Annotated in this window: 20 protein-coding genes; 8 read left to right on the top strand and 12 right to left on the bottom strand. The window is 55.4% G+C overall.

Features of this window, described 5'->3' with window-relative positions:
- Window positions 1-103: 103 nt before the first annotated feature.
- The 8 genes from BJ887_RS12675 to BJ887_RS12640 form a co-directional block, all read right to left on the bottom strand.
- Window positions 104-673, bottom strand: a complete 570-nt coding sequence (locus tag BJ887_RS12675; RefSeq protein WP_229216842.1) for a hypothetical protein — start codon at window positions 671-673, stop codon at window positions 104-106.
- Window positions 670-3084, bottom strand: coding sequence for a fimbrial biogenesis usher protein (locus tag BJ887_RS12670; RefSeq protein WP_121339935.1), 2415 nt, complete (start codon window positions 3082-3084; stop codon window positions 670-672). Before BJ887_RS12670 ends, BJ887_RS12675 begins: the two co-directional genes overlap by 4 nt.
- A gap of 15 nt (window positions 3085-3099) precedes the next feature.
- Window positions 3100-3804 (bottom strand): fimbria/pilus chaperone family protein, encoded by a 705-nt coding sequence (locus BJ887_RS12665; RefSeq protein WP_044867940.1) that lies wholly within the window; start codon window positions 3802-3804, stop codon window positions 3100-3102.
- Window positions 3805-3875: 71 nt separating this feature from the next.
- A complete protein-coding gene (locus tag BJ887_RS12660; protein ID WP_079231430.1) occupies window positions 3876-4592 on the bottom strand; it encodes a DUF1120 domain-containing protein in 717 nt (238 codons plus the stop codon).
- A 251-nt stretch (window positions 4593-4843) separates the two neighbouring features.
- Entirely contained in the window at window positions 4844-5554 is a 711-nt protein-coding gene (locus tag BJ887_RS12655; RefSeq protein WP_047743362.1) for a DUF1120 domain-containing protein, read from the bottom strand.
- A gap of 271 nt (window positions 5555-5825) precedes the next feature.
- The gene (locus BJ887_RS12650) at window positions 5826-6518 is read right to left on the bottom strand and encodes a DUF1120 domain-containing protein (RefSeq protein WP_121339934.1); all 693 of its coding nucleotides are present in this window, start codon (window positions 6516-6518) and stop codon (window positions 5826-5828) included.
- Between the two features lie 408 nt (window positions 6519-6926).
- Complete coding sequence (lplA, locus tag BJ887_RS12645; protein ID WP_014168539.1) at window positions 6927-7943, bottom strand: lipoate--protein ligase LplA; 1017 nt, start codon at window positions 7941-7943, stop codon at window positions 6927-6929.
- A gap of 39 nt (window positions 7944-7982) precedes the next feature.
- Window positions 7983-8627: a YtjB family periplasmic protein gene (locus tag BJ887_RS12640; RefSeq protein ID WP_121339933.1), complete on the bottom strand. Its 645-nt coding sequence runs from the start codon at window positions 8625-8627 to the stop codon at window positions 7983-7985.
- A 117-nt stretch (window positions 8628-8744) separates the two neighbouring features.
- On the opposite strand from BJ887_RS12640, the gene serB reads away from it, so the two are divergent.
- Genes serB through nadR form a run of 3 tightly spaced genes read left to right on the top strand, consistent with a single transcriptional unit; the run spans window position 8745 to window position 12378 of the window.
- Window positions 8745-9713 carry a phosphoserine phosphatase gene (serB, locus tag BJ887_RS12635; RefSeq protein WP_020885272.1) on the top strand — a complete coding sequence of 323 codons (969 nt, stop codon included), beginning with the start codon at window positions 8745-8747 and terminating at the stop codon, window positions 9711-9713.
- An 11-nt stretch (window positions 9714-9724) separates the two neighbouring features.
- Complete coding sequence (gene radA / locus BJ887_RS12630) at window positions 9725-11110, top strand: DNA repair protein RadA (RefSeq protein ID WP_014168542.1); 1386 nt, start codon at window positions 9725-9727, stop codon at window positions 11108-11110.
- 35 nt (window positions 11111-11145) lie between these two features.
- Window positions 11146-12378 (top strand): multifunctional transcriptional regulator/nicotinamide-nucleotide adenylyltransferase/ribosylnicotinamide kinase NadR, encoded by a 1233-nt coding sequence (gene nadR / locus BJ887_RS12625; protein WP_014168543.1) that lies wholly within the window; start codon window positions 11146-11148, stop codon window positions 12376-12378.
- A gap of 58 nt (window positions 12379-12436) precedes the next feature.
- On the opposite strand, the gene BJ887_RS12620 is transcribed toward nadR, so the two are convergent.
- Window positions 12437-13438 carry a zinc-binding alcohol dehydrogenase family protein gene (locus BJ887_RS12620; RefSeq protein WP_020885270.1) on the bottom strand — a complete coding sequence of 334 codons (1002 nt, stop codon included), beginning with the start codon at window positions 13436-13438 and terminating at the stop codon, window positions 12437-12439.
- A 108-nt stretch (window positions 13439-13546) separates the two neighbouring features.
- Here BJ887_RS12620 and BJ887_RS12615 point away from each other — a divergent pair, with 108 nt between their 5' ends.
- Window positions 13547-14446 carry a LysR family transcriptional regulator gene (locus BJ887_RS12615; protein WP_025205491.1) on the top strand — a complete coding sequence of 300 codons (900 nt, stop codon included), beginning with the start codon at window positions 13547-13549 and terminating at the stop codon, window positions 14444-14446.
- Window positions 14447-14513: 67 nt separating this feature from the next.
- Here the strand turns inward: BJ887_RS12615 and ettA are convergent, their stop codons facing one another.
- Complete coding sequence (gene ettA, locus BJ887_RS12610) at window positions 14514-16181, bottom strand: energy-dependent translational throttle protein EttA (RefSeq protein ID WP_014168546.1); 1668 nt, start codon at window positions 16179-16181, stop codon at window positions 14514-14516.
- 227 nt (window positions 16182-16408) lie between these two features.
- On the opposite strand from ettA, the gene sltY reads away from it, so the two are divergent.
- Together sltY and trpR are read left to right on the top strand one after the other, a co-directional pair.
- On the top strand, window positions 16409-18346 hold the full coding sequence (sltY, locus tag BJ887_RS12605; protein WP_047356956.1) for a murein transglycosylase: 1938 nt from the start codon (window positions 16409-16411) through the stop codon (window positions 18344-18346).
- 54 nt (window positions 18347-18400) lie between these two features.
- Window positions 18401-18730, top strand: a complete 330-nt coding sequence (gene trpR / locus BJ887_RS12600) for a trp operon repressor (RefSeq protein WP_020885267.1) — start codon at window positions 18401-18403, stop codon at window positions 18728-18730.
- Here trpR and yjjX read toward each other — a convergent pair.
- Window positions 18721-19236 (bottom strand): inosine/xanthosine triphosphatase, encoded by a 516-nt coding sequence (yjjX, locus tag BJ887_RS12595; RefSeq protein WP_014168549.1) that lies wholly within the window; start codon window positions 19234-19236, stop codon window positions 18721-18723. The genes trpR and yjjX overlap by 10 nt on opposite strands.
- A 49-nt stretch (window positions 19237-19285) precedes the next feature.
- On the opposite strand from yjjX, the gene gpmB reads away from it, so the two are divergent.
- Window positions 19286-19933: a 2,3-diphosphoglycerate-dependent phosphoglycerate mutase GpmB gene (gene gpmB, locus BJ887_RS12590; protein WP_014168550.1), complete on the top strand. Its 648-nt coding sequence runs from the start codon at window positions 19286-19288 to the stop codon at window positions 19931-19933.
- Here the strand turns inward: gpmB and robA are convergent.
- A complete protein-coding gene (gene robA, locus BJ887_RS12585) occupies window positions 19930-20799 on the bottom strand; it encodes an MDR efflux pump AcrAB transcriptional activator RobA (protein ID WP_014168551.1) in 870 nt (289 codons plus the stop codon). The genes gpmB and robA overlap by 4 nt on opposite strands.
- 211 nt (window positions 20800-21010) lie before the next feature.
- Here robA and creA point away from each other — a divergent pair, with 211 nt between their 5' ends.
- A complete protein-coding gene (gene creA / locus BJ887_RS12580) occupies window positions 21011-21481 on the top strand; it encodes a protein CreA (protein ID WP_014168552.1) in 471 nt (156 codons plus the stop codon).
- Window positions 21482-21483: the final 2 nt, after the last annotated feature.

Raw genomic sequence — 21483 nt, 5'->3', positions numbered from 1 at the left:
ATAAATAAAAAGCATGACATTGCGGGGTATTAACCCGTCAGTATTTGTAACGGTAGTGCTTTTCTACGCTTCACGCAGGCAGGTACCTGACGCGTGAATGGGGTTATTCCTGTGTTAATAATTCCCAGGCCATATTGCTCTCAAGAAGGGTATTGTCAGCAACATGACGAAGCTGGCTGTTATTAATGACGGGAACAATCTTAAGGGTGAAGCTCATGTGTTTACCCCGCACCGGCGCGGCATTTTGCCGGGCAACGAGACCTTCATTATTTTTGATAAACGCGCGTTGCGTCGGGCTGGAGGAGGGCGTAAAACCGATACGGTCCGTCGTTTTCGCCAGCGTGCAGGCATGCCCGTCAACCACCATACTGTCGGCAATAATGGCCAGTCGCCCGTCCTGACCAAAGAGAACCCCCCCGTTGACGCCGGCAGTGGACTGTACAAACAAGGCCATCACTCTCGGCTCCGGGCAGAAAACGTTGGCCGTAATTTCTTTGGCCGGCATTCGGTTCCAGTTCTTCTGCGAGGCGGCGATATCCGACGGTTTGAGTTGTCCAAACGAGACAACAGGCTGCGAAAACGTAACCTGACACTCTTCACTGGACGCGCGTGCGGAGAAGAGCAAAATCATGCTGGCAAACGCCGCGAATAAAAGGGAATAACAGGTTTTCACTGGCACATTCCTTCTGCTTTTTCGTAATAGGACTCGGTATTTTTGTCTTCGCTGAGCGAATACGTGATGTGGCAAATTTTTGCCATGTTGTCGTCCACCACATACAGGGCGGGCGCATCCGTGGCGTCGGGAATAAACACGCTGCCGTTATCCATTACGCTGACGATATAACGGCTGTCTTTATCCACCACGCTAAGCCCTCTGGCGAGCCATGACCCGTCAGGGCGTTTCACGCTCAGCATTAGACGACGCGTGTTCAGCACGTGGAAATCCACCTGCGCGAATGAGCCGTAAGCTGCGGAAACGGTCTGTATCCCGTTCGATAAATCCATTCCCTGTGGCAGGGAGCTGGCATCAATGACAATCTGAGAGGTTTGCCACTCGCGCAGACCCGGCACCACGGCTTGTCCCCACGCATCGGTCCAGACGGTTCCATCGGGCGTGGTGATTTGAATACCGCTTTCCGGCTCGCTTAATCGCGCAATGCCAAAGGTGTCTTTAATCGGGTAGGGTGCAAACGTAATGCCATGACCATGCAGGGCGATGCCGCCGCTGAGGGAGGTGCTGTAATTATGCTGGTTCCCGTCATTCAGCCCTGCGGCCATGCCCAGCTGTGCGTAGTGCAGGTTGGTGCTGACATTGCCGTTAAACGACTGGGTCTTGTCCTGATTGTCGCGATCGACCGAGAGGTTGTAATTGGTGTTTTGACCCCACGATCCGCTATCCTGAATACCGAGGTTTTGTTTTTCACCCTGGCTGCGCATATAGGTACTGATGCGCTCAGTGCCAAACGGAATGACCAGATTAAGATAGAGCAGGTCGCCATCACTTGTGCCGCCCTTCTCCGTCTCACTGCTGCTGAGGGCGTGCTGCCAGTTCACTGAGAGCGACGTGTGCCCCAGACTCTTGCCCCAGGAGACCATCAGGTAGCGGGAGCTACTGCTCTCTTCATCCCCGGCATTCTCGCTGTACTGGAATGAAAGCGAGCCAACCCACGCGTTGTTCCAGTTGAGGCTGGTATTCCAGGCGCTTTGATAGCGCTGGGATTCAGCGTCCATCGCCTCGTTTAACTCCCGGTAGCCGGTGCTGTAGGTTGATGCGCTGACCCCAAGCGTGAGTTGCTCGGGCAGGGAAAGGTGACTTTGCAATTCTATCTTGCGGCCATTTTGTTGACCGTAGAACTGCGCGCGGCTCATCTGAACGCTGGGAGAAAGCAGCCAGTATTCGGCTGGCGACCATTCCAGCATCGCCCCGAGGGCCTGATACTGCTCTGCCAGCACGCCCGCCGTGACGCCGGTGAGCTGGGGCGTAAACCGGGTTCCGTCAGAAAAATTAAATACCCAGGGCGACCCTTGTTCATCCCCGGTATCGCGAACTTTACCCAACGAGACGCTGAGCCCTTCAGTGCGCGTCATCCCGCTCACGTTCAGTGAGGAGGAGGGAACCGTAAACGTCGTGGTGGAACCGTCGGTTTCGACCACGCTGATGTCCAAATCCATGTTGCCACGCACCACCGGGACATCGGTCAGAGTAAACGGACCGGCATTCACCAGCGAAGAGTAGATAACCTGCCCGGACTGACGAACGTCAACGCGCGCCTGGTTGGTGCGGGCGATGCCGGAAATGGTCGTCGCCGGAATATTCGGTTGCAGGCCCGTTTCCGGCATGAACTGTACGCCATTAATTTGTGCGCCACTGAACAGCGCCGAGTTGACGTTAATCTGCCCCGCCTGAATGCGAAGTTTCCGTTCTTCGAAGACGTGTTCCGCGTAGGTATAGAGATTCTCTGTGCTGCGGGTTCCGTTATCGTCGGTCAGGATAAAGTTGCTGCGCAGCGTCCAGTTCGCCACGTTGAGACCGGCGCCAATATTGCCCTGGGAAAAGGTACTGTTTCCGCCGCTGCCGTACTCGTTGTAGTTGCTGAACGCACTGTAATTGATAAGACCCGCCGCACCGCCGTGCGCGTAGTATTTCGCGGCATAAAAACCATTGTCCATCGCCTCTGCGGGAACATAAATCTCAAGCGACTCCGCGTTGGGCAGCAGCGTGACGGTGGCCGTCGGGTAATCTTGCAGAAGATTATGGCAGGGCTCTTTTGCATCGATATTCAGCGGGAGAAGACCTGCCGCACGGGTAAAGTCATCATCCAGACACAGTTGCCCTTCCTCTCCCACGCGGATCGCAAGCGTACCTTTATCGACACCGTTAATTTTTACCTGCACGGCATGCGGCCCCGGCAGGTATCGCTGGGCCTGGGAGAAGTAGTGGGCGAGGTTGGTGCTAATACCGCGGGTCGCCAGAATATCGGTATTAAAATCCATACCGGCCGCCGATACCGACTGGGCGGGCAAAGTCAAAGCCCCCAGTATGGCGGCGCGAAGCGTCTGATTACGCAAAGAGAACTCAATCACCAAAACATCCCTGTCTTACTGGCGCGTCAGGGAAGCGGTAAAGCTCTCAACTTCAATCCCGTAGCGGCTGGCCGGATTGAACTCAATGGCGTTATCGGTGCCATTAACCGGGGTGTCGGTCTGCACCGTCATGGTCTCTCCCGGCAGGATAAACGTCTTGTTGACCAGACCTTCCGTATGCGAAGGCAGTAAGGTGACAGAGGTGGAGAAACGGACCACGTAGGCGGACGGATTCTGCACCTTGACCTCTTTCCCGGTGACTGACCAGGTCAGTAATTTCCAGGCGTCGGTGACCACCGGCAGATCTTTGGGATGGATCAGGACCGGTAAATCCTGACGCAGGTTGATCCCGACCTTCACGTTTTTATCCGTGCTCTTGGGCGGAATACCTTCGAACACCACGCGTTTGTACTGTTCAACGCTAAGCGGTTTGTCGGTTTCAAGAATAAAGCGAACCTGTTGCTCCTGGCCTGGCTCGAGGCGCACCACCGGCTGGGTGACGTTGAGTTTTACCCCCTGGTCGCCCCCGATATCCCGGATGGAGGTGTAAAGCAGGGTGGGAATGCTGTCGGTGTTTTTCACGCTCATGACGCCGCCGTGGTTCGCTTCGTCAATCAGCAGCAGGGTGGTTTCAGGCACCATTCCGGCGGCAAAAAGCGAAGCCGGAAGGGCGAGGCACAGTGAGCAGATCAAACGTGTTGATGTGTGGATCGTAGACATAGTGGGTTTCATTCGCTGGTCAGGAAAAAAACTCCCCATGTAACTGGAGAGTTTTGCGTCAGGGGGCTGGATTAGAGGTAAACCAGGGTGATCGTTGACTGGCCTTCAAGCTCGGTTTTGTCGGTCAGGGTCAGCTTGTCGCTTGGGGCTACGGCCAGCGCAATCTTCAGCGGGAATGCCGCGCTCATGAAGGCTAAAGGTGCACGCTGGCCGCTTTTGGAAACGGTCATGACGTCGGTGCCATCGTTGGAGAGGATGCCGCTGGTCCACATGTTCATCCAGCTTCTGCTGCTGATCGTGCCGCCGGTATACAGGGTAGCCGCGATAGGCTGTACCGCCGCGCCGTCTGCGGTAACGGAGGTCAGGTAGGTAGAAATGGCATACGCACCGATGTTCTCGCCGGCGCTGGTTTTACCTACGCCGTTCAGTTGGCTGGAGCCAGATGCCTGGCCACCGTTTGCGGTAGCGTTATCCACGTGGAACTGGTTAGCTGGCAGGCTGGCACCGGCGTTGGAGTCCGCGCGATCGTCGTGAAGCGTCCAGCCCACGCGTGTGGCGGACTGGCACTTGATGGTCAGGGTGACATCTTTATGGCCTGCCTGATATGGCACGCTGGAGGAGAGGGAGTCCAGACCGATTTCACCGAAGTTGGCCAGACCCCCGTTGCTGATTTCCGGCACGCAGCCTGCGCTGGTCAGTGAGCCCTGTACTTTGAGCATGGCGGTCGGTTCTGCGCAAACGGCTGTTGCCGCCATGGATAGCACGGTGGTAAGAAGAAGCTTTTTCATTGTTATTCCTTAACCTGAAAGAGAGTGACTAAAAAAGATATTTTTAGTCCGCAAAGTGCTTGCATGAATACACGTGTTAAATAACAAGCGCCGCTGATTCTATTAATGATTCACAGAATGCAATAATTAGATTTTCTAACGAGCACATTGAGATTTTATTAAGTCATTACAATCAGATATGAATGGATTTATATTCTGCTTTAAAACGGCGGAATATCCCGCCGGAGAAAAGAAAACATGACCTTAACGTATCAGAGATAAACCAGCGTAATGGTGGTTTCGCCGCTCAGTTGAGCTTCATCGGTCGTGGTCAGGCGATCGGTATTCACAATGGCCATCGAGACTTTAAACGGGAAGACGACGTTGGTAATCGCCAGCGGAGAAGATTTGCCTGGGGTGGTCGCCGTCATAATTTCTGCGTTACCGTTGGCAATAATACCGGTACTCAGGTTACGCCACATGTATTCGCCATTGCTGTTGACGTACGCCGGGGCATAAATGGCCTGAGCCGGAAGACCATTGGCGGTAATTTCATTCACGCGCGTTGCGATGGCATACGCCCCAATCTTTTCGCCCGCCGCCGTGGTGCCAACGCCATAGGTCGTACCAGCGCCCCAGGCATCACCCCCGTTATCCGCCGCATCGCGGATGTAGAACTGGCTGGACGTCAGGTCATTTGCCGCATTGGTATCTTCTTTATTGTCCGCGATGCTCCAGGCCACTTTGGTCGCTGAAGGGCAGGTAATGGTTAACGACATGTCCTTTTGACCCATCTGATTCGTCTGGGTAGGCGAAAGTTGATCCAGGGCAATGGTGCCAAAATCGATAGAACCGCCATTGCTTAATTCAGGCGTACAGGACGCATTATTCATTTTGCCCTTCACCTTCATCACAACGGTAGAGTCGGCGAGCGCAGCGTGAGAAGCCACGGCAATCAGAGTGGCGAGAAGAAGTTTTTTCACTGTTATTCCTTAACCAAAAAGTGGACATTTTCTTGTGTGCGTGTAATTAACGTATTGATTCACAAGCGCGGGAATTCTATTAATGGTCAGAGTTATTTGTGAAATGAGAAATTCTACACTCGGTTGTGAGTTTAATTAAGGGCTGTAAATACAATCATGTATGTATTTACGTCTTGCGAATAATATGATGGATGCAGTATGAATAAAGGAATAAAAAACGGCGAATTAAATTCGCCGTCAGAGATACGTTATCGCCTGAGCGATAATTTAATTAGAGGTATTTCAGCGTAATGGTCGCCTGACCATCCAGTTCGGTATCTTCGGTAATGCTCAGTCTGTTGGTATTCCTGATTGCCATGGAGACTTTCATTGGGAATACGGCTTCGGTAAAGGCCATCGGCACGAGTTCACCCGGTTTGGCGACGGACATGGTTTCGTAGTCATCCAGAACAAGACGACCCGTCGTATTTTTTTTCCATTTAGTCAGATTAGTGCCTCCCGCGGTAATCGCATCAGCAGGTGCGCCGTCTACCGTGACATATGGCAGGTTGGTATACACTGACCATCCGCCAATCTTCTGACCTTCTTTGGTAAAACCTAAACCGCTTGTGTACTGGGGGCTGAATGTCGAGCTGCCATCAACGGCAGAATCATCGACTTCAATATAATGGCCGTCAGCCAGACTGTCTTTGCGGTTGTCGTACATTGTCCAGCCGACTTTGGTCGCAGAATTACAGGTAATTGTCATGGTGATATCACGCTGGCCGAGCTGGTTATCCTCAGTCGCGCTCAGTGAGCCCATTGATATTTTGCCATAATCCACTGCGCCGCCGTTGCTCATTGTAGGAGTACATGACGCGTTGGTCAGTTTGCCTTGCACTTTCATGACGGCGGTGTTAGCCGCATGGGCTGCGGTCATGGACGTTGCCGCAGCGATGGCCGCGACAAGAAGAATTTTTTTCATTGTTGTTCCTTAACGAAGAGAAATTATAGAGCTGTCGACTAGTAATGTAATCAATAGGTTTTATATATGGGTGTAACCACGGGCAGTAGTATATTGTGGCTGCTCTAAATGGTGTATTTAGAATTTCTAAACGGGCAGTAATGAAAATATAAAAGCATAGATGGTGTGAATATTTTCACGCATTTTACGGGCATATTTCCGCTTTTATTGTTCAATTTATTATTGAAAGTTATTAGCGGTTTTCGTAAGGCCGGGAAGCATTCAATGCCCTTCCCGACGATAATATAATATTTTTTAATAAGATGGGGCAGGCTGGATCCCTGAAGCCTGCTTAAAAAATAAGAATAAGAGGTTATCGCGTAAACAGGTTACATCACTCACCCGGCGAAGCACGCCGGGCAACATAGTTTAGCGTACGGCCTGCGAAAGCCAGGCAGAAAGCTCGCCCAGCTCGATTGCCTGATCGGGGAACTCGCCACGTAACGCCTCACATGTCAGCTGCACCGTGTCGGCACGATACAGGCAGCCCTGTAAGCGGCTGGCCAGCGCCTCCAGCGGCGCAGGGTTCAGGCTGTCCGTAAAGACCTGCGCCCGGGTAATGTGGCCTTTTTCCACGTCAAAATGAAGCTCCACGCCGCCCCAGGTGAAGCGCTCGTCCAGCAGGTGCGAGAAGGCCGGCGCCTGACCAAAGTTCCACTCCCAGCTGCTCTGACGGGCAAAGGTTTCTGCAAAGTTTGGCAGGTCAGGGGTGTTATCCGGGGAGATCACTTCGGCTTCGACCCGCTCACCGTAGTGATCGAAAAACGCTTCGCGGATAGCATCGCAGATCTGTTCGTGGGTGATGCCCGGCAGTAATTCGATCAGGTTGGCGACACGGCCTCGCACGGAGGTGATACCTTTGGCCTGCAGCTTTTTCTTATCAGGATTAAGGTAATTCGCAAGACGGCTGAGGTCGGCATTCAGCAACAATGTCCCGTGATGGAATCCCCGGTCCAGGGTTTCACGGTAGGCGGAGCCGGAGACTTTGCGATCCCCGTCGGGGGTTTTGACGACCAGATCGTTGCGGCCTGACGCTTCGGCAGTCACGCCCAGCGATGTCAGGGCGTTAAGCACAATCGCGGTGGAAATGGTTTTATCGTATTCAGGTTTGCCCGCCATAAAGGTAAAGCAGGTATTGCCGAGGTCGTGAAATACCGCGCCGCCGCCGCTGCTGCGTCGCGCCAGGCGGACGTTATCCTCTTCCATACGCCGGGTATTACACTCTTTCCAGGGATTCTGCGCACGGCCAATCACCACCGTATCGGCGTTGCGCCATAAAAATAACACCCGTTGAGTGGCTGGCATCTGACGGAAGATGCACTCTTCTACCGCGAGATTGAACCAGGGATCGTGAGAGTCAGAGATAAGCAGGCGTAACGTCGTCATGGCAAAGTTCCTTTTCCGAATCGTAAGCCTACTTTATCACTATTCTTTCTTATCGCCCTCGTCCTCTTCGGGCACCGATTTACTGGCGGTCAGGAGGAAAGGCGATTGCTGCCAGCGGGTGCGTTTACCCTGCAGCAGCGTGCGTGCCAGCACCACACCGATGGCCAACGAGAGCAGCAGCATCAGGCGCAAAATATTGGTGGTGTTGTCCACCTGTTTTGCTTCTGTGGGCAGGGTGTGGGTGTCGAGCGTCAGGCGCAAATACCCGAGCGGACCATTTTTCCCCTGCACGGGTTCGACGATCTGCTGATTGAAATAGCCGCCGGCTTTTTTGCCGTCCAGCGCCAGCCTGTCACGGACGTCAACGTGCTCACCGGCACGGGCGATCAAGTCGCCCTGTTCGTCGTAGACACCGGCATCAAGAATGCGGCTGTTTTCGGTTAACTGGCGTAATATCTGACCTATGCGCTTCTCGTCCGGCGTTTCGGTGCGCATCACCGGGGCGATGTTGAGCGTGACCTGACGCGCCAGAGTACGCGCCAGTTCCTCAAACTGCGGGTTACGTTGCCGCTGGTGATTCTGGCTGAACCACGATGCTCCTTGCATCAGCGCGACCAAGAGTGCGAGACATATCAGGACAATCACGGCACGATGAAGTCGGAATTTCAGTTTTGCGCGAGCCATATTCCACCTGCTGAAAATTTACGGCTTAATGTTGCCAGAAGTGATGGTTACAAGGTAGCCTCATGCGTTATTTTCCCTCTGGAACCTTCCGGCGCGAACGAATTCACAGGAGCTTCAATGCCGAACATTACCTGGTGCGACCTGCCTACGGATGTCTCTTTATGGCCAGGATTGCCGCTCTCTTTAAGTGGTGATGAGGTGATGCCTCTGGATTACCACGCTGGCCGTAGCGGCTGGCTGCTGTACGGACGCGGCCTGGACAAGCAACGCCTGACCCAATATCAAACCAAACTGGGTGCAGCGATGGTCATCGTGGCGGCCTGGTGCGTAGAGGATTATCAGGTCATCCGCCTGGCAGGTTCCCTGACGCAGCGCGCGACCCGCCTGGCGCATGATGCCGGCCTGGACGTGGCGCCTCTCGGCAAAATTCCACACCTGAAAACGCCGGGTCTGCTGGTGATGGACATGGATTCCACCGCCATCCAGATCGAGTGCATCGACGAGATCGCCAGGCTTGCCGGTAGCGGCGAGCTGGTGGCCGATGTGACCGAACGCGCGATGCGCGGCGAGCTGGATTTCACCGCCAGTCTGAGACAGCGCGTGGCGACCCTGAAAGGGGCCGACGCGAACATCCTGCGCCAGGTGCGTGATGAGCTGCCGTTAATGCCGGGGCTGACGCAGCTGGTGCTGAAGTTAGAAACGCTGGGCTGGAAAGTGGCTATCGCCTCGGGCGGGTTCACCTTCTTCGCCGACTACCTTCGCGACACGTTGCGCCTGACCACCGTGGTGGCGAATGAGCTGGAAATCATGGACGGCAAGCTGACCGGCCAGGTGATCGGCGATATCGTGGATGCCCAGTACAAAGCCAATACCCTGACCCGTCTGGCGGAAAAATATGAAATTCCTGTCGTCCAGACCGTTGCCATCGGTGATGGCGCGAACGACCTGCCGATGATCAAAGCGGCAGGCCTTGGCATTGCCTACCATGCCAAGCCTAAAGTGAATGAAAAGACGGAAGTCACCATCCGTCATGCTGACCTGATGGGGGTGTTCTGCATTCTCTCCGGCAGCGTGAATCAGAAATAACGAGGTAAACCGTGGCGAAAGCTCCAAAACGCGCATTTGTCTGTAATGAATGTGGTGCGGATTATCCGCGCTGGCAGGGGCAATGTAGCGCCTGTCATGCCTGGAACACCATCACCGAAGTGCGTGGTGTGGCGGCTTCGCCGAGCGTGGCCCGCAATGAACGCCTGAGCGGTTATGCCGGCAACGCCGGTGTCGCGAAAGTGCAAAAGCTCTCGGATATTAGCCTCGAAGAGCTGCCGCGTTTCTCGACCGGATTCAAAGAGTTTGACCGTGTGCTCGGCGGGGGAGTGGTGCCGGGCAGTGCGATCCTGATCGGCGGTAACCCGGGAGCGGGTAAATCAACACTGCTGTTGCAAACGCTCTGCAAGCTCGCCGAACAGATGAAAACCCTGTACGTCACCGGTGAAGAGTCCCTGCAGCAGGTGGCGATGCGTGCGCACCGTCTTGGCCTGCCAACCGGCAACCTCAACATGCTTTCGGAAACCAGCATCGAGCAAATCTGCATGATTGCCGAAGAAGAGCAGCCGAAGCTGATGGTTATCGACTCCATTCAGGTGATGCACATGGCGGATATCCAGTCTTCACCGGGGAGCGTGGCGCAGGTGCGTGAAACCGCCGCCTATCTCACGCGCTTTGCCAAAACGCGCGGTGTGGCGATTGTGATGGTCGGCCACGTCACGAAAGATGGCTCGCTGGCGGGGCCGAAAGTGCTGGAGCACTGTATCGACTGCTCCGTCATGCTCGACGGCGATGCCGATTCCCGTTTCCGCACGTTGCGCAGCCACAAAAACCGTTTTGGTGCGGTGAACGAGTTGGGCGTGTTTGCCATGACCGAGCAGGGGCTGCGTGAAGTCAGCAACCCGTCTGCCATCTTTCTCAGCCGGGGCGATGAAGTGACCTCCGGTAGCTCGGTGATGGTGCTCTGGGAAGGGACGCGTCCGCTGCTCGTGGAAATTCAGGCGCTGGTGGATCACTCAATGATGGGTAACCCACGGCGTGTGGCCGTTGGCCTGGAACAAAACCGCCTGGCGATCCTGTTGGCCGTACTGCACCGCCACGGCGGCCTGCAGATGGCGGATCAGGACGTGTTCGTCAACGTGGTCGGCGGGGTCAAAGTCACTGAGACCAGTGCGGATCTGGCGCTGCTGCTGGCAATGGTCTCCAGCCTGCGTGACAGACCGCTGCCGCAGGACCTGGTGGTGTTTGGTGAAGTGGGTCTGGCCGGGGAGATCCGCCCGGTGCCAAGCGGCCAGGAGCGCATCTCCGAGGCGGCGAAGCACGGCTTTCGCCGCGCCATTGTGCCCGCCGCCAACGTGCCGAAAAAAATCCCGGAAGGGATGCAGGTCTTTGGCGTGAAGAAACTCGCAGATGCGTTAAATGTCTTTGACGACTTATAATTACGTATTCGATTTTGCAGGAGGCACCGTAATTTATGTCATCATTTGACTACATCAAGACCGCAATCCGCCAGAAAGGCTGCACGCTGCAGCAGGTGGCGGATGCCAGCGGCATGACCAAAGGCTACCTGAGCCAACTGCTGAACGCCAAAATCAAAAGCCCCAGCGCACAAAAGCTGGAAGCGTTGCACCGCTTTCTGGGGCTTGAATTCCCGCGTATGCAAAAGAACGTCGGCGTGGTATTTGGCAAGTTTTACCCGCTGCATACCGGGCACATCTATCTGATCCAGCGTGCCTGTAGCCAGGTGGACGAGCTGCATATCATCATGGGTTACGATGAAACCCGCGACCGTCAGCTGTTCGAGGACAGCGCCATGTCGCAGCAGCCGACCGTGCCGGACCGCCTGCGCTGGCTGCTGCAGACCTTTAAGTACCAGAAAAACATTCGTATTCATGCTTTTAATGAAGAGGGCATGGAGCCGTATCCGCACGGCTGGGATGTGTGGAGCAATGGCGTCAAAGCGTTCATGGACGAAAAGGGGATCACCCCGAACTGGATCTACACCTCTGAAGAGTCCGATGCGCCGCAGTTCCGCGAGCATCTGGGCATTGAAACCGTGCTGATCGATCCAAAGCGTACCTTTATGAACATCAGCGGGGCGCTGATCCGCGAAAACCCGTTCCGCTACTGGGATTACATCCCAACCGAGGTAAAACCGTTCTTTGTGCGCACCGTTGCGATTCTGGGCGGCGAGTCGAGCGGGAAATCGACGCTGGTCAACAAGCTGGCCAACATCTTTAACACCACCAGTGCGTGGGAGTACGGGCGTGATTACGTCTTCTCACATCTGGGCGGTGACGAGATGGCGTTGCAGTACTCCGACTACGATAAAATCGCGCTGGGTCATGCGCAGTACATTGATTTCGCGGTGAAATACGCCAATAAAGTGGCCTTCATTGATACCGATTTCGTCACCACCCAGGCGTTTTGCAAAAAATACGAGGGACGCGAGCATCCGTTTGTGCAGGCGCTGATAGACGAATACCGCTTTGACCTGGTGATTTTGCTCGAAAACAACACCCCGTGGGTTGCCGACGGGATCCGCAGCCTCGGCAGTTCCGTCGACAGAAAAGAGTTCCAGAGCATGCTCATCGACATGCTGCACGAAAATAACGTGGAGTTTGTGCATGTGGAGGAGTCAGATTACGACAGCCGTTTCCTGCGCTGCGTAGAGCTGGTGAAAGAGATGATGGGGGAGCAGGGGTAATTCCCTCATCCTCACCCTCTCCTGAGGGAGAGGGCCGGTGTGAGGGGGAACACCCCCCTCAATACTCCACCACCACTTTGCCACGCATATGCCCGTCCAGCACTTTTCGGTGCGCTTCGGTGATGCTTTCGACGCTCAGCCCGTGTAGCGTTTCGCTCAGTGAGCTTTCCACCACGCCGTTATCCACCAGCTTCGCAACCTCGTTTAAGATCTCGCCCTGACGCGCCATGTCGGCGGTCTGGTACATGCTGCGGGTGTACATAAACTCCCAGTGCAGCGCGGCAGATTTGGATTTCAGCTTGTCCTGGTTCAGCGGATGTGCGTTCTCAACGATGGAGCAGATATGCCCCTGCGGTGCGATCAGTTCACTGACGGCATCCCAGTGGCCGTCGGTATCATTGAGAATGAAAATGTAATCCACAAACGTCAGGCCCTGTTTAGCCAGTTCACCTTTCAGGTCACGGTAATTCACCACGTGATCGGCACCGCGATCGCGACACCACTGAGCAGAATCTTCCCGCGAGGCGGTCGCGACGATCTTCACGTTGCTGCGATGTTTCGCAAACGGGATCGCCAGCGATCCTACGCCCCCCGCGCCGCCAATAATGAGCAGCGTTTTGTCCGGGCCGGCATCCTGGATATTCAGCCGTTCAAACAATCCTTCCCAGGCGGTGAGGGCGGTTAACGGCAAGGCGGCTGCGGCAGCCCAGCCGAGGCTTACCGGCTTATGCCCGACAATGCGCGCATCGATCAGCTGATGGGTGGTATTGCTGCCCGGGCGGGTAATATCGCCCGCGTACCACACTTCATCCCCCGGTTTAAAACCGCTAACGCCTGCACCCACGGCTTTCACAATGCCGCTGGCGTCCCAGCCGAGAACGCGTGGTTCCGTCAGGCCGCTTCTGACGATGCCCGCGTGAACTTTGGTATCGACCGGGTTGATGGAAACGGCTTTTACCTCAACCAGCAGATCGTGCTCGCCGGGCTGCGGCATCGGTTGGGTAATTTCAATGAAATCAGCAGGACTGTCTGGATTAACGGCAATGGCTTTAACTGACATGGTGAGCTCCTTAATGGAAAGCGTGTTGTTGAGACTAGTCTATTAAGTGCTCAGCCGCGTGATAAGATGGACAATTAAGAACGAAGTGTTCGTACAGGATGAACAATCATGTTTAAACAACTTCAGGATATGGCGCTGTTTGCGCTGGTGGCAGAGCTGGGCAGCTTTACCGCGGCGGCGCAGAAAGCTGAGCTGCCGAAATCCAGCGTCAGCCAGCGAATCAGTCAGCTTGAGCAGCAGGTGGGGATCCGCTTGCTCAACCGTACTACGCGCAGGCTGAACCTGACGTTCGCCGGCGAGCACTATCTGGTTCACTGCCGCGAGATGCTGGCGGCAAGTGAACGGGCGGAGTACGCCATTCAGAGGCTGCGTGAAAACCCCAGCGGTCGGCTGCGCATCACCTGCCCGGCCGGGATCGGCGCGACGCTGCTGGCGCATTTGAATGCGGAGTTCCAGCTCCGCTATCCGGACGTTTCGCTTGACGTGTCTATTTCTGACGACGTGCTCGACCTGGTCGAGTCAGGTTTTGACGTGGCGCTGCGTACCGGTAAGCCGCAGGACTCCTCCCTGATTGGCCGTATGATCGGTCATTGCCCGCGCTATATGCTGGCCTCACCGACTTACCTGGCGCGCCGGGAGCCGCTGACGCATCCCCGGCAGCTGGTGGATCACCGCTGTATTACCCACAAGGCGTGGTCTGAGTGGCTGCTGCAAAGCGAAAGTGAGGATTACCGTTATCTGCCGGATAACGCCCATCTGACGGATAATCTGGTGTATGCGCGCGAATGTGCCATCGCCGGCGCCGGGATCACGCTGCTTCCCGCTTTTTTGCTTGAGGATAAGGTTGAAAAGGGCGCGCTGGTGAAGGTGCTGCCGGAGTGGAACGTCGAGGGGAACGATCTGTGGCTGGCTTACCCGAGCCGCAAGCTGAACTCGCCGGCGCTGATGCGTTATATCGACTTTGCGATGCAGTGTGATGAGGTGAAGCGGTTTTACGTGGGGGGGTGAACGGTGCGTCACTCACAGGGTGTAGGAACAAACAAAAAAAACGGCAACTGACGTTGCCGTTTTACATTTATTTCGCGATACGTTTGTACTTAATACGTTTCGGCTCCAGCGCATCCGCGCCCAGCGTACGTTTCTTGTACTCTTCGTATTCGGTGAAGTTACCTTCGAAGAACTCCACTTTCCCTTCGTCCTGGTAGTCCAGGATGTGGGTTGCGATACGGTCAAGGAACCAACGGTCGTGCGAGATAACCATTGCACAGCCCGGGAACTCCAGCAGGGCGTTTTCCAGTGCGCGCAGGGTTTCAATGTCCAGGTCGTTGGTCGGTTCATCGAGCAGCAGCACGTTACCGCCAACCTGCAGCAGTTTGGCCAGGTGCAGACGACCACGTTCACCACCGGAGAGCTCGCCCACGCGTTTACCCTGGTCGGTGCCTTTGAAGTTAAAGCGGCCAACGTAAGCGCGGCTTGGCATTTCGGTGTTACCGATACGCATGATATCCAGGCCGCCGGAGACTTCTTCCCACACGGTTTTGCTGTTATCCATGGCGTCACGGAACTGGTCAACGGAAGCCAGTTTCACGGTTTCACCCAGAGTGATTGAACCACTGTCTGGCTGTTCCTGACCGGACATCATGCGGAACAGGGTGGATTTACCCGCGCCGTTCGGACCGATGATCCCCACGATGGCACCTTTCGGTACGGAGAAGGTCAGGTCGTCAATCAGCAGGCGATCGCCATAAGACTTACGCAGATTGGTGACTTCAACCACTTTATCCCCCAGACGTGCGCCAGGCGGAATAAACAGTTCGTTGGTCTCGTTACGTTTCTGGTATTCGGTGTTGTTCAGCTCTTCAAAGCGTGCCAGACGGGCTTTGCCCTTAGACTGACGGCCTTTAGCGCCCTGACGAACCCACTCCAGCTCTTTCTCGATAGACTTACGACGCGCGGCTTCCTGAGAGGCTTCCTGCGCCAGACGCTGGTCTTTCTGCTCCAGCCAGGAGGAGTAGTTGCCTTCCCATGGAATGCCTTCACCACGGTCAAGCTCCAGGATCCAGCCTGCAACGTTGTCGAGGAAGTAACGGTCGTGGGTGATCGCCACAACGGTACCTTCGAAGTCGTGCAGGAAACGCTCCAGCCATGCCACGGATTCCGCATCCAGGTGGTTGGTCGGTTCGTCGAGCAGCAGCATGTCTGGCTTTTCCAGCAGCAGACGGCACAGCGCCACGCGGCGGCGTTCACCCCCGGAGAGGTTCGCGATTTTCGCATCCCAGTCTGGCAGACGCAGGGCGTCAGCGGCGCGCTCAAGCTGCACGTTCAGGTTGTGGCCGTCATGTGCCTGGATAATCTCTTCAAACTTGCCTTGCTGAGCGGCCAGTTTATCGAAGTCCGCATCCGGTTCAGCATATTTGGCATACACTTCATCCAGACCTTTCAGTGCGTTAACGACGTCAGAAACCGCCTCTTCAACGGATTCACGAACGGTGTGTTCCGGGTTGAGCTGAGGCTCCTGCGGCAGGTAGCCAATTTTGATGCCAGGCTGCGGACGGGCTTCACCTTCGATGTCTGTATCGATGCCGGCCATGATGCGCAGCAGGGTGGACTTACCGGCACCGTTGAGACCCAGAACACCGATTTTTGCGCCCGGGAAGAAGCTCAGCGAGATATTTTTAAGAATATGACGTTTCGGCGGGACAACTTTGCCGACACGATGCATGGTATAAACGAATTGAGCCACGTTGGACTTCGCCTCTTTTATCGTGATGAGAAAGAATATCAGCCTCGAAGTGTAGCCTTTTTCCCGTCCTAATCCCAGCCAGGAACGTCGGGAGTGTTAAAACGCGCAAGAAAGGTAAAAAAGTGTCCGCGACGTGGCGCGTTGCAGGATGCCTGGTTAGCATAAGTTAATTAGACTTTGACGTGGCAAGACGCTGCAATTGACGAAAAAACAATGAGGAAGAGCTTGTGGGAAAAGCCAAACAGGTGGTCTGGCGTCTGCTGGCTGCCAGCGTATGCGTGATGGCGGCAAGCCAGGCGGTGCATGCCGATTCACTGGATGAACAACGTAATCGCTACGCCCAGATTAAACAGGCGTGGGACAATAAGCAGATGGATACCGTGCAGGCGCTGATGCCGACCTTAAAAGCGTATCCTCTCTATCCGTATCTGGAGTATCGGCAGATCACTGACGATCTCATGAATCAACCCACGGTCACCGTGAATAACTTTATTCAGGCGAACCCGACGCTGCCACCCGCGCGGACGCTGCAGTCTCGTTTTGTGAACGAACTGGCACGTCGTGAAGACTGGCGTGGGCTGCTGGCGTTTAGCCCGGAAAAACCGAACACCACCGAAGCCCAGTGTAACTACTACTATGCGAAGTGGGTTACCGGACAGCAGGAAGAGGCCTGGGCGGGCGCGAAAGATCTGTGGTTGACCGGAAAAAGCCAGCCAAATGCCTGTGATTCCCTCTTTGGCGCATGGCGTGCGTCAGGTAAGCAGGATCCGCTGGCGTACCTTGAACGTATTCGCCTGGCGATGAAAGCCGGAAACACGCGGCTGGTTACCACGCTTGCGGGACAAATGCCGTCTGATTATCAGACGATCTCAACCGCCGTCATCGCCCTGGCGAACGATCCGAACAGCGTACTGACCTTTGCCCGCAACACCGGCGCAACCGACTTTACCCGCCAGATGGCCGCGGTGGCTTTTGCCAGCGTGGCGCGTGACGACGTGGAAAATGCGCGGCTGATGATCCCGCAGCTGGTGCAGGCGCAGCAGCTCAATGAAGATCAAACTCAGGAGCTGCGCGACATTGTGGCGTGGCGACTGATGAGCACCGATGTAACCGACGAGCAGGCGCGCTGGCGAGACGATGCGATTATGCGTTCGAACTCCACGTCGCTGGTGGAGCGCCGCGTGCGTATGGCGCTGGGGACGGGCGATCGCCGGGGGCTGAATACCTGGCTTGCGCGTCTGCCAATGGATGCCAAAGAGAAAGACGAATGGCGTTACTGGCAGGCGGATCTGCTGATGGAGCGCGGGCGTGACGATGAAGCCAAAGAGATCCTTCATGCGCTGATGCAGCAGCGTGGGTTCTATCCGATGGCGGCCGCGCAGCGTCTGGGTGAGGAGTACACGTTCCGCATTGATAAAGCCCCTGCTAACGCCAACCCGGCGTTGACTCAGGGGCCAGAAATGGCGCGCGTTCGCGAGCTGATGTACTGGAACATGGACAATACCGCCCGTAGCGAATGGGCGAATCTGGTGACCAGCCGTACGACCGATGAGAAGGCACAGCTTGCCCGCTATGCCTTTGATAACCACTGGTGGGATCTGAGCGTGCAGGCAACGATCGCCGGCAAGCTGTGGGATCATCTCGAAGAGCGTTTCCCGCTGGCCTATAAAGATCTGTTTGAGCGCTACACCAGCGGTAAAGACATTCCGCAAAGCTACGCCATGGCCATTGCCCGTCAGGAGAGTGCGTGGAACCCGAAAGTCCGTTCCCCGGTCGGGGCCAGCGGCCTGATGCAGGTGATGCCGGGAACCGCGACGCACACGGTGAAGATGTTTAACATCCCGGGATACAGCAGTCCGTCGCAGCTGCTGGATCCGGAGACCAACATCAATATCGGTACCAGCTACCTGCAGTATGTTTATCAGCAGTTCGGCAATAACCGCATCTTCTCCTCGGCGGCGTATAACGCAGGCCCGGGCCGCGTGCGCACCTGGCTTGGCAACAGCGCCGGGCGCATTGACGCCGTCGCGTTTGTGGAAAGTATTCCGTTCTCGGAAACCCGCGGCTATGTGAAGAACGTATTGGCTTATGACGCCTACTATCGCTATTTCATGGGACAAAAAGATACCCTGATGAGCGATGCTGAGTGGCAGAGACGTTACTGATGGGGCGGGTTGTGTTATGCTGTACTCGTTAATGAGTACAACAGGCGGCATAACATGACCCAGCATTCCCCGTATTCCTCGGCAATGGCCGAACAACGTCATCAGGAGTGGCTTCGTTTTGTGGAGTTGCTCCGCCAGTCTTACGACCAGGATCTGCATTTGCCTTTATTGCAGCTGATGCTGACGCCGGATGAGCGTGAAGCCCTGGGCACACGCGTGCGGATCATCGAAGAGCTGTTGCGCGGTGAGATGAGCCAGCGTGAGCTTAAAAATGAGCTGGGCGCGGGTATCGCGACGATCACCCGCGGATCGAACAGCCTGAAATCCGCGCCGGTGGAGCTGCGTCAGTGGCTGGAGTCTGTGCTGCTGGGCGCTCAGCGATAAATCGCGTTATGGAACGGGCTCAGGGCCAGAATCACCGCCTGGTGGTAAACGCCTGAACGCGTCAGCGCGCCAGCGGTAAAGACGCCAATCGCGCCTTCTTTGCGGCCAATTTCATCGATGCCGGTGTACTGAGACATCACCGGCCCGAGCGCTTCACCCGCGGACACTTTTTCCAGAATGATTTTTGGCAGCGGCAGGGTTGCTGAACGCGCTTCTCCACGCTGTTCACGGTTCTCGATGACCACCCAGCTGAACGTCGCGCCTTCGTCGATACCCGCTTCAATTGCCACCCAGAAGTCAGCATCCGGTGCGGCAGCCCTGGCGTTTGCCACGCGATTTCGTGCGCCAGCGCGCGTTTCCTCGCTGCCAAACGGCTGTTCAGGCACGCCGCTCTCGACGCCGATGGCATCAATATGGCAGGATCCTTCGCCGAAAATCTCTTCGAATGCCCTTAGAATTGCCTGAATTTTGGCAGGATTGGTGGTAGCAGAGACAACATGGTGCATAATTAAGCTCGATTCAAAAAAACTCATCGCAGTATAACGGAAAAAAAGCATGTTACAGGTATACCTTGTTCGCCACGGTGAGACGCAGTGGAACGCCGAGCGACGTATTCAAGGCCAGTCAGACAGTCCTCTTACTGAAAAGGGTGTGCAGCAGGCGTGGCAGGTGGCAGAACGCGCCAGAACGCTGGGCATTACGCATGTTATCACCAGCGACTTAGGTCGCACACAGCAGACGGCGCGCATCATTGCCGATGCCTGTGGTTGTGATGTCATGATCGAGCCGCGTCTGCGCGAGCTGGATATGGGCGTGCTGGAAAAACGGCATATCGATACGCTGACGGAAACGGAAGAGGGCTGGCGTCGCACGCTGGTCAACGGCACCGAAGATGGCCGTATTCCGGAAGGCGAATCCATGCAGGAGCTGAGCGTGCGCATGCATGCCGCGCTGGCGGAATGCCTGAAGCTTCCGGCCGGGAGCCGTCCGCTGCTGGTGAGTCACGGTATTGCGCTGGGCTGCCTTGTGAGCACGATTCTGGGGTTACCTGCGTATGCAGAGCGCCGTTTGCGTCTGCGCAACTGCTCTATTTCCCGTATCGACTATCAGGAAAGCGCGTGGCTGGCGTCAGGTTGGGTCGTAGAGATGGCAGGGGACATTTCGCATCTTGATGCCCCTGCACTTGACGAACTTCAGCGTTAACGACGTATCGGAATTAAGAATTCCATACGCAGATTGATTGGGCCTTCTTCCGGTTTAGCATCGCTTGCCGGATAGTAGCGCTCAATATCCTGACCTTTACGGCGATTCAGGTTCAGCATTGGCATGCAGGTTCCGTAAACGGTCAGGATAAATTCCTGTACACCCGTTCCCAGCCCTTCATAAGCGAACATCACGTATTCGCCGCCTTCCAGCACCACGGGCTTTGAACCCTGAATATAGCCATTCGCCAGTTCTGGCGTTAACGCGGTGGTGTAGAACACCTCCTGCTCGTCGTCTTTTTCCTGGCTTGGGTGCGTTTCGTTGAGACCATACAGGATGGGCGGGATCGCCGGCGCATGGCTCAGGAAGTCGCGCCAGAACTGAACGCGCATCTGATGACGGAATTCGGAAATCTGCTCCAGCGAACAGGAGTAGCTTTGCGTCGTACCAATCAGGTGCGTTTCTGGCAGGGTGATAAATTCATATTTCGGCATTGCAAACTCACCCAGACGCAGCGGCGGACGCATGCCAAACGAGCTCCAGTCAGGCGAGCGGCGATAGAGCGCTGGCGTTAACGAGAACTGTTTTTTAAAGGCGCGGGTAAAGGTTTGCTGCGAGTCGAAACGATATTGCAGTGCAATATCCAGAATCGGCCGCGCGGTCAGGCGTAATGCCACCGCTGATTTTGACAGACGACGTGCGCGGATATAGGCCCCGATAGCATGACCGGTGACATCCTTGAACATCCTTTGCAGATGCCACTTGGAATAGCCTGCTTTAGCCGCCACATTATCCAGTGACAAAGGCTGGTCGAGGTGACCTTCCAGCCAGGTGAGCAGGTCGCGAATAATTCCAGCCTGATCCATATACTATCCTCATCCTTAAAACAGCAGGTGCCTGATAACAGGTTAGCGGATAATAGCATTTTTTGATGTTTTAGCATTCAGTGTTTTTTTTGCTCATTAATGCCTTTTGTTCCTCGTTTTGGGTGAATATATTCTAATCCTGTGATCTTGCTACATTTTTGTCTACAGTGTTGAATAATCGCTCAGCGTAATTCTTAAAAATGGTAACAATATGAAATACAAGACTTTGATCTTCACTGCCCTGATGTTGACGGTGGGGCACGCCGCGCAGGCGGAACAGATTGGTTCTGTCGATACCGTTTTCAAAGTGTTCGGCCCGGACCACAAGATTGTGGTGGAGGCGTTTGACGATCCGGACGTGAAAAACGTCACCTGCTACGTTAGTCGGGCGAAAACCGGGGGCATTAAAGGCGGGCTTGGGCTGGCTGAAGATACCTCCGATGCGGCAATCTCCTGCCAGCAGGTCGGCCCGGTGGAGCTGAGTGACAAAATCAAAAACGGCAAAGCGCAGGGCGACGTGGTTTTCCAGAAACGGACCTCGCTGGTGTTTAAAAAGCTGCAGGTGGTGCGTTTTTATGACGCCAAACGCAACACGCTCGCCTATCTGGCCTATTCCGACAAAGTGGTTGAAGGCTCACCGAAAAACGCCATCAGCGCCGTGCCGATCATGCCATGGCACTAATT

It is taken from the genome of Enterobacter sp. WPR_3_1 (assembly GCF_003635055.1).
Lineage (GTDB): Bacteria > Pseudomonadota > Gammaproteobacteria > Enterobacterales > Enterobacteriaceae > Enterobacter > Enterobacter ludwigii.
Note: the sequence above shows the minus strand (reverse complement) of the source record. Positions and strands in the feature narration are given on the sequence as shown.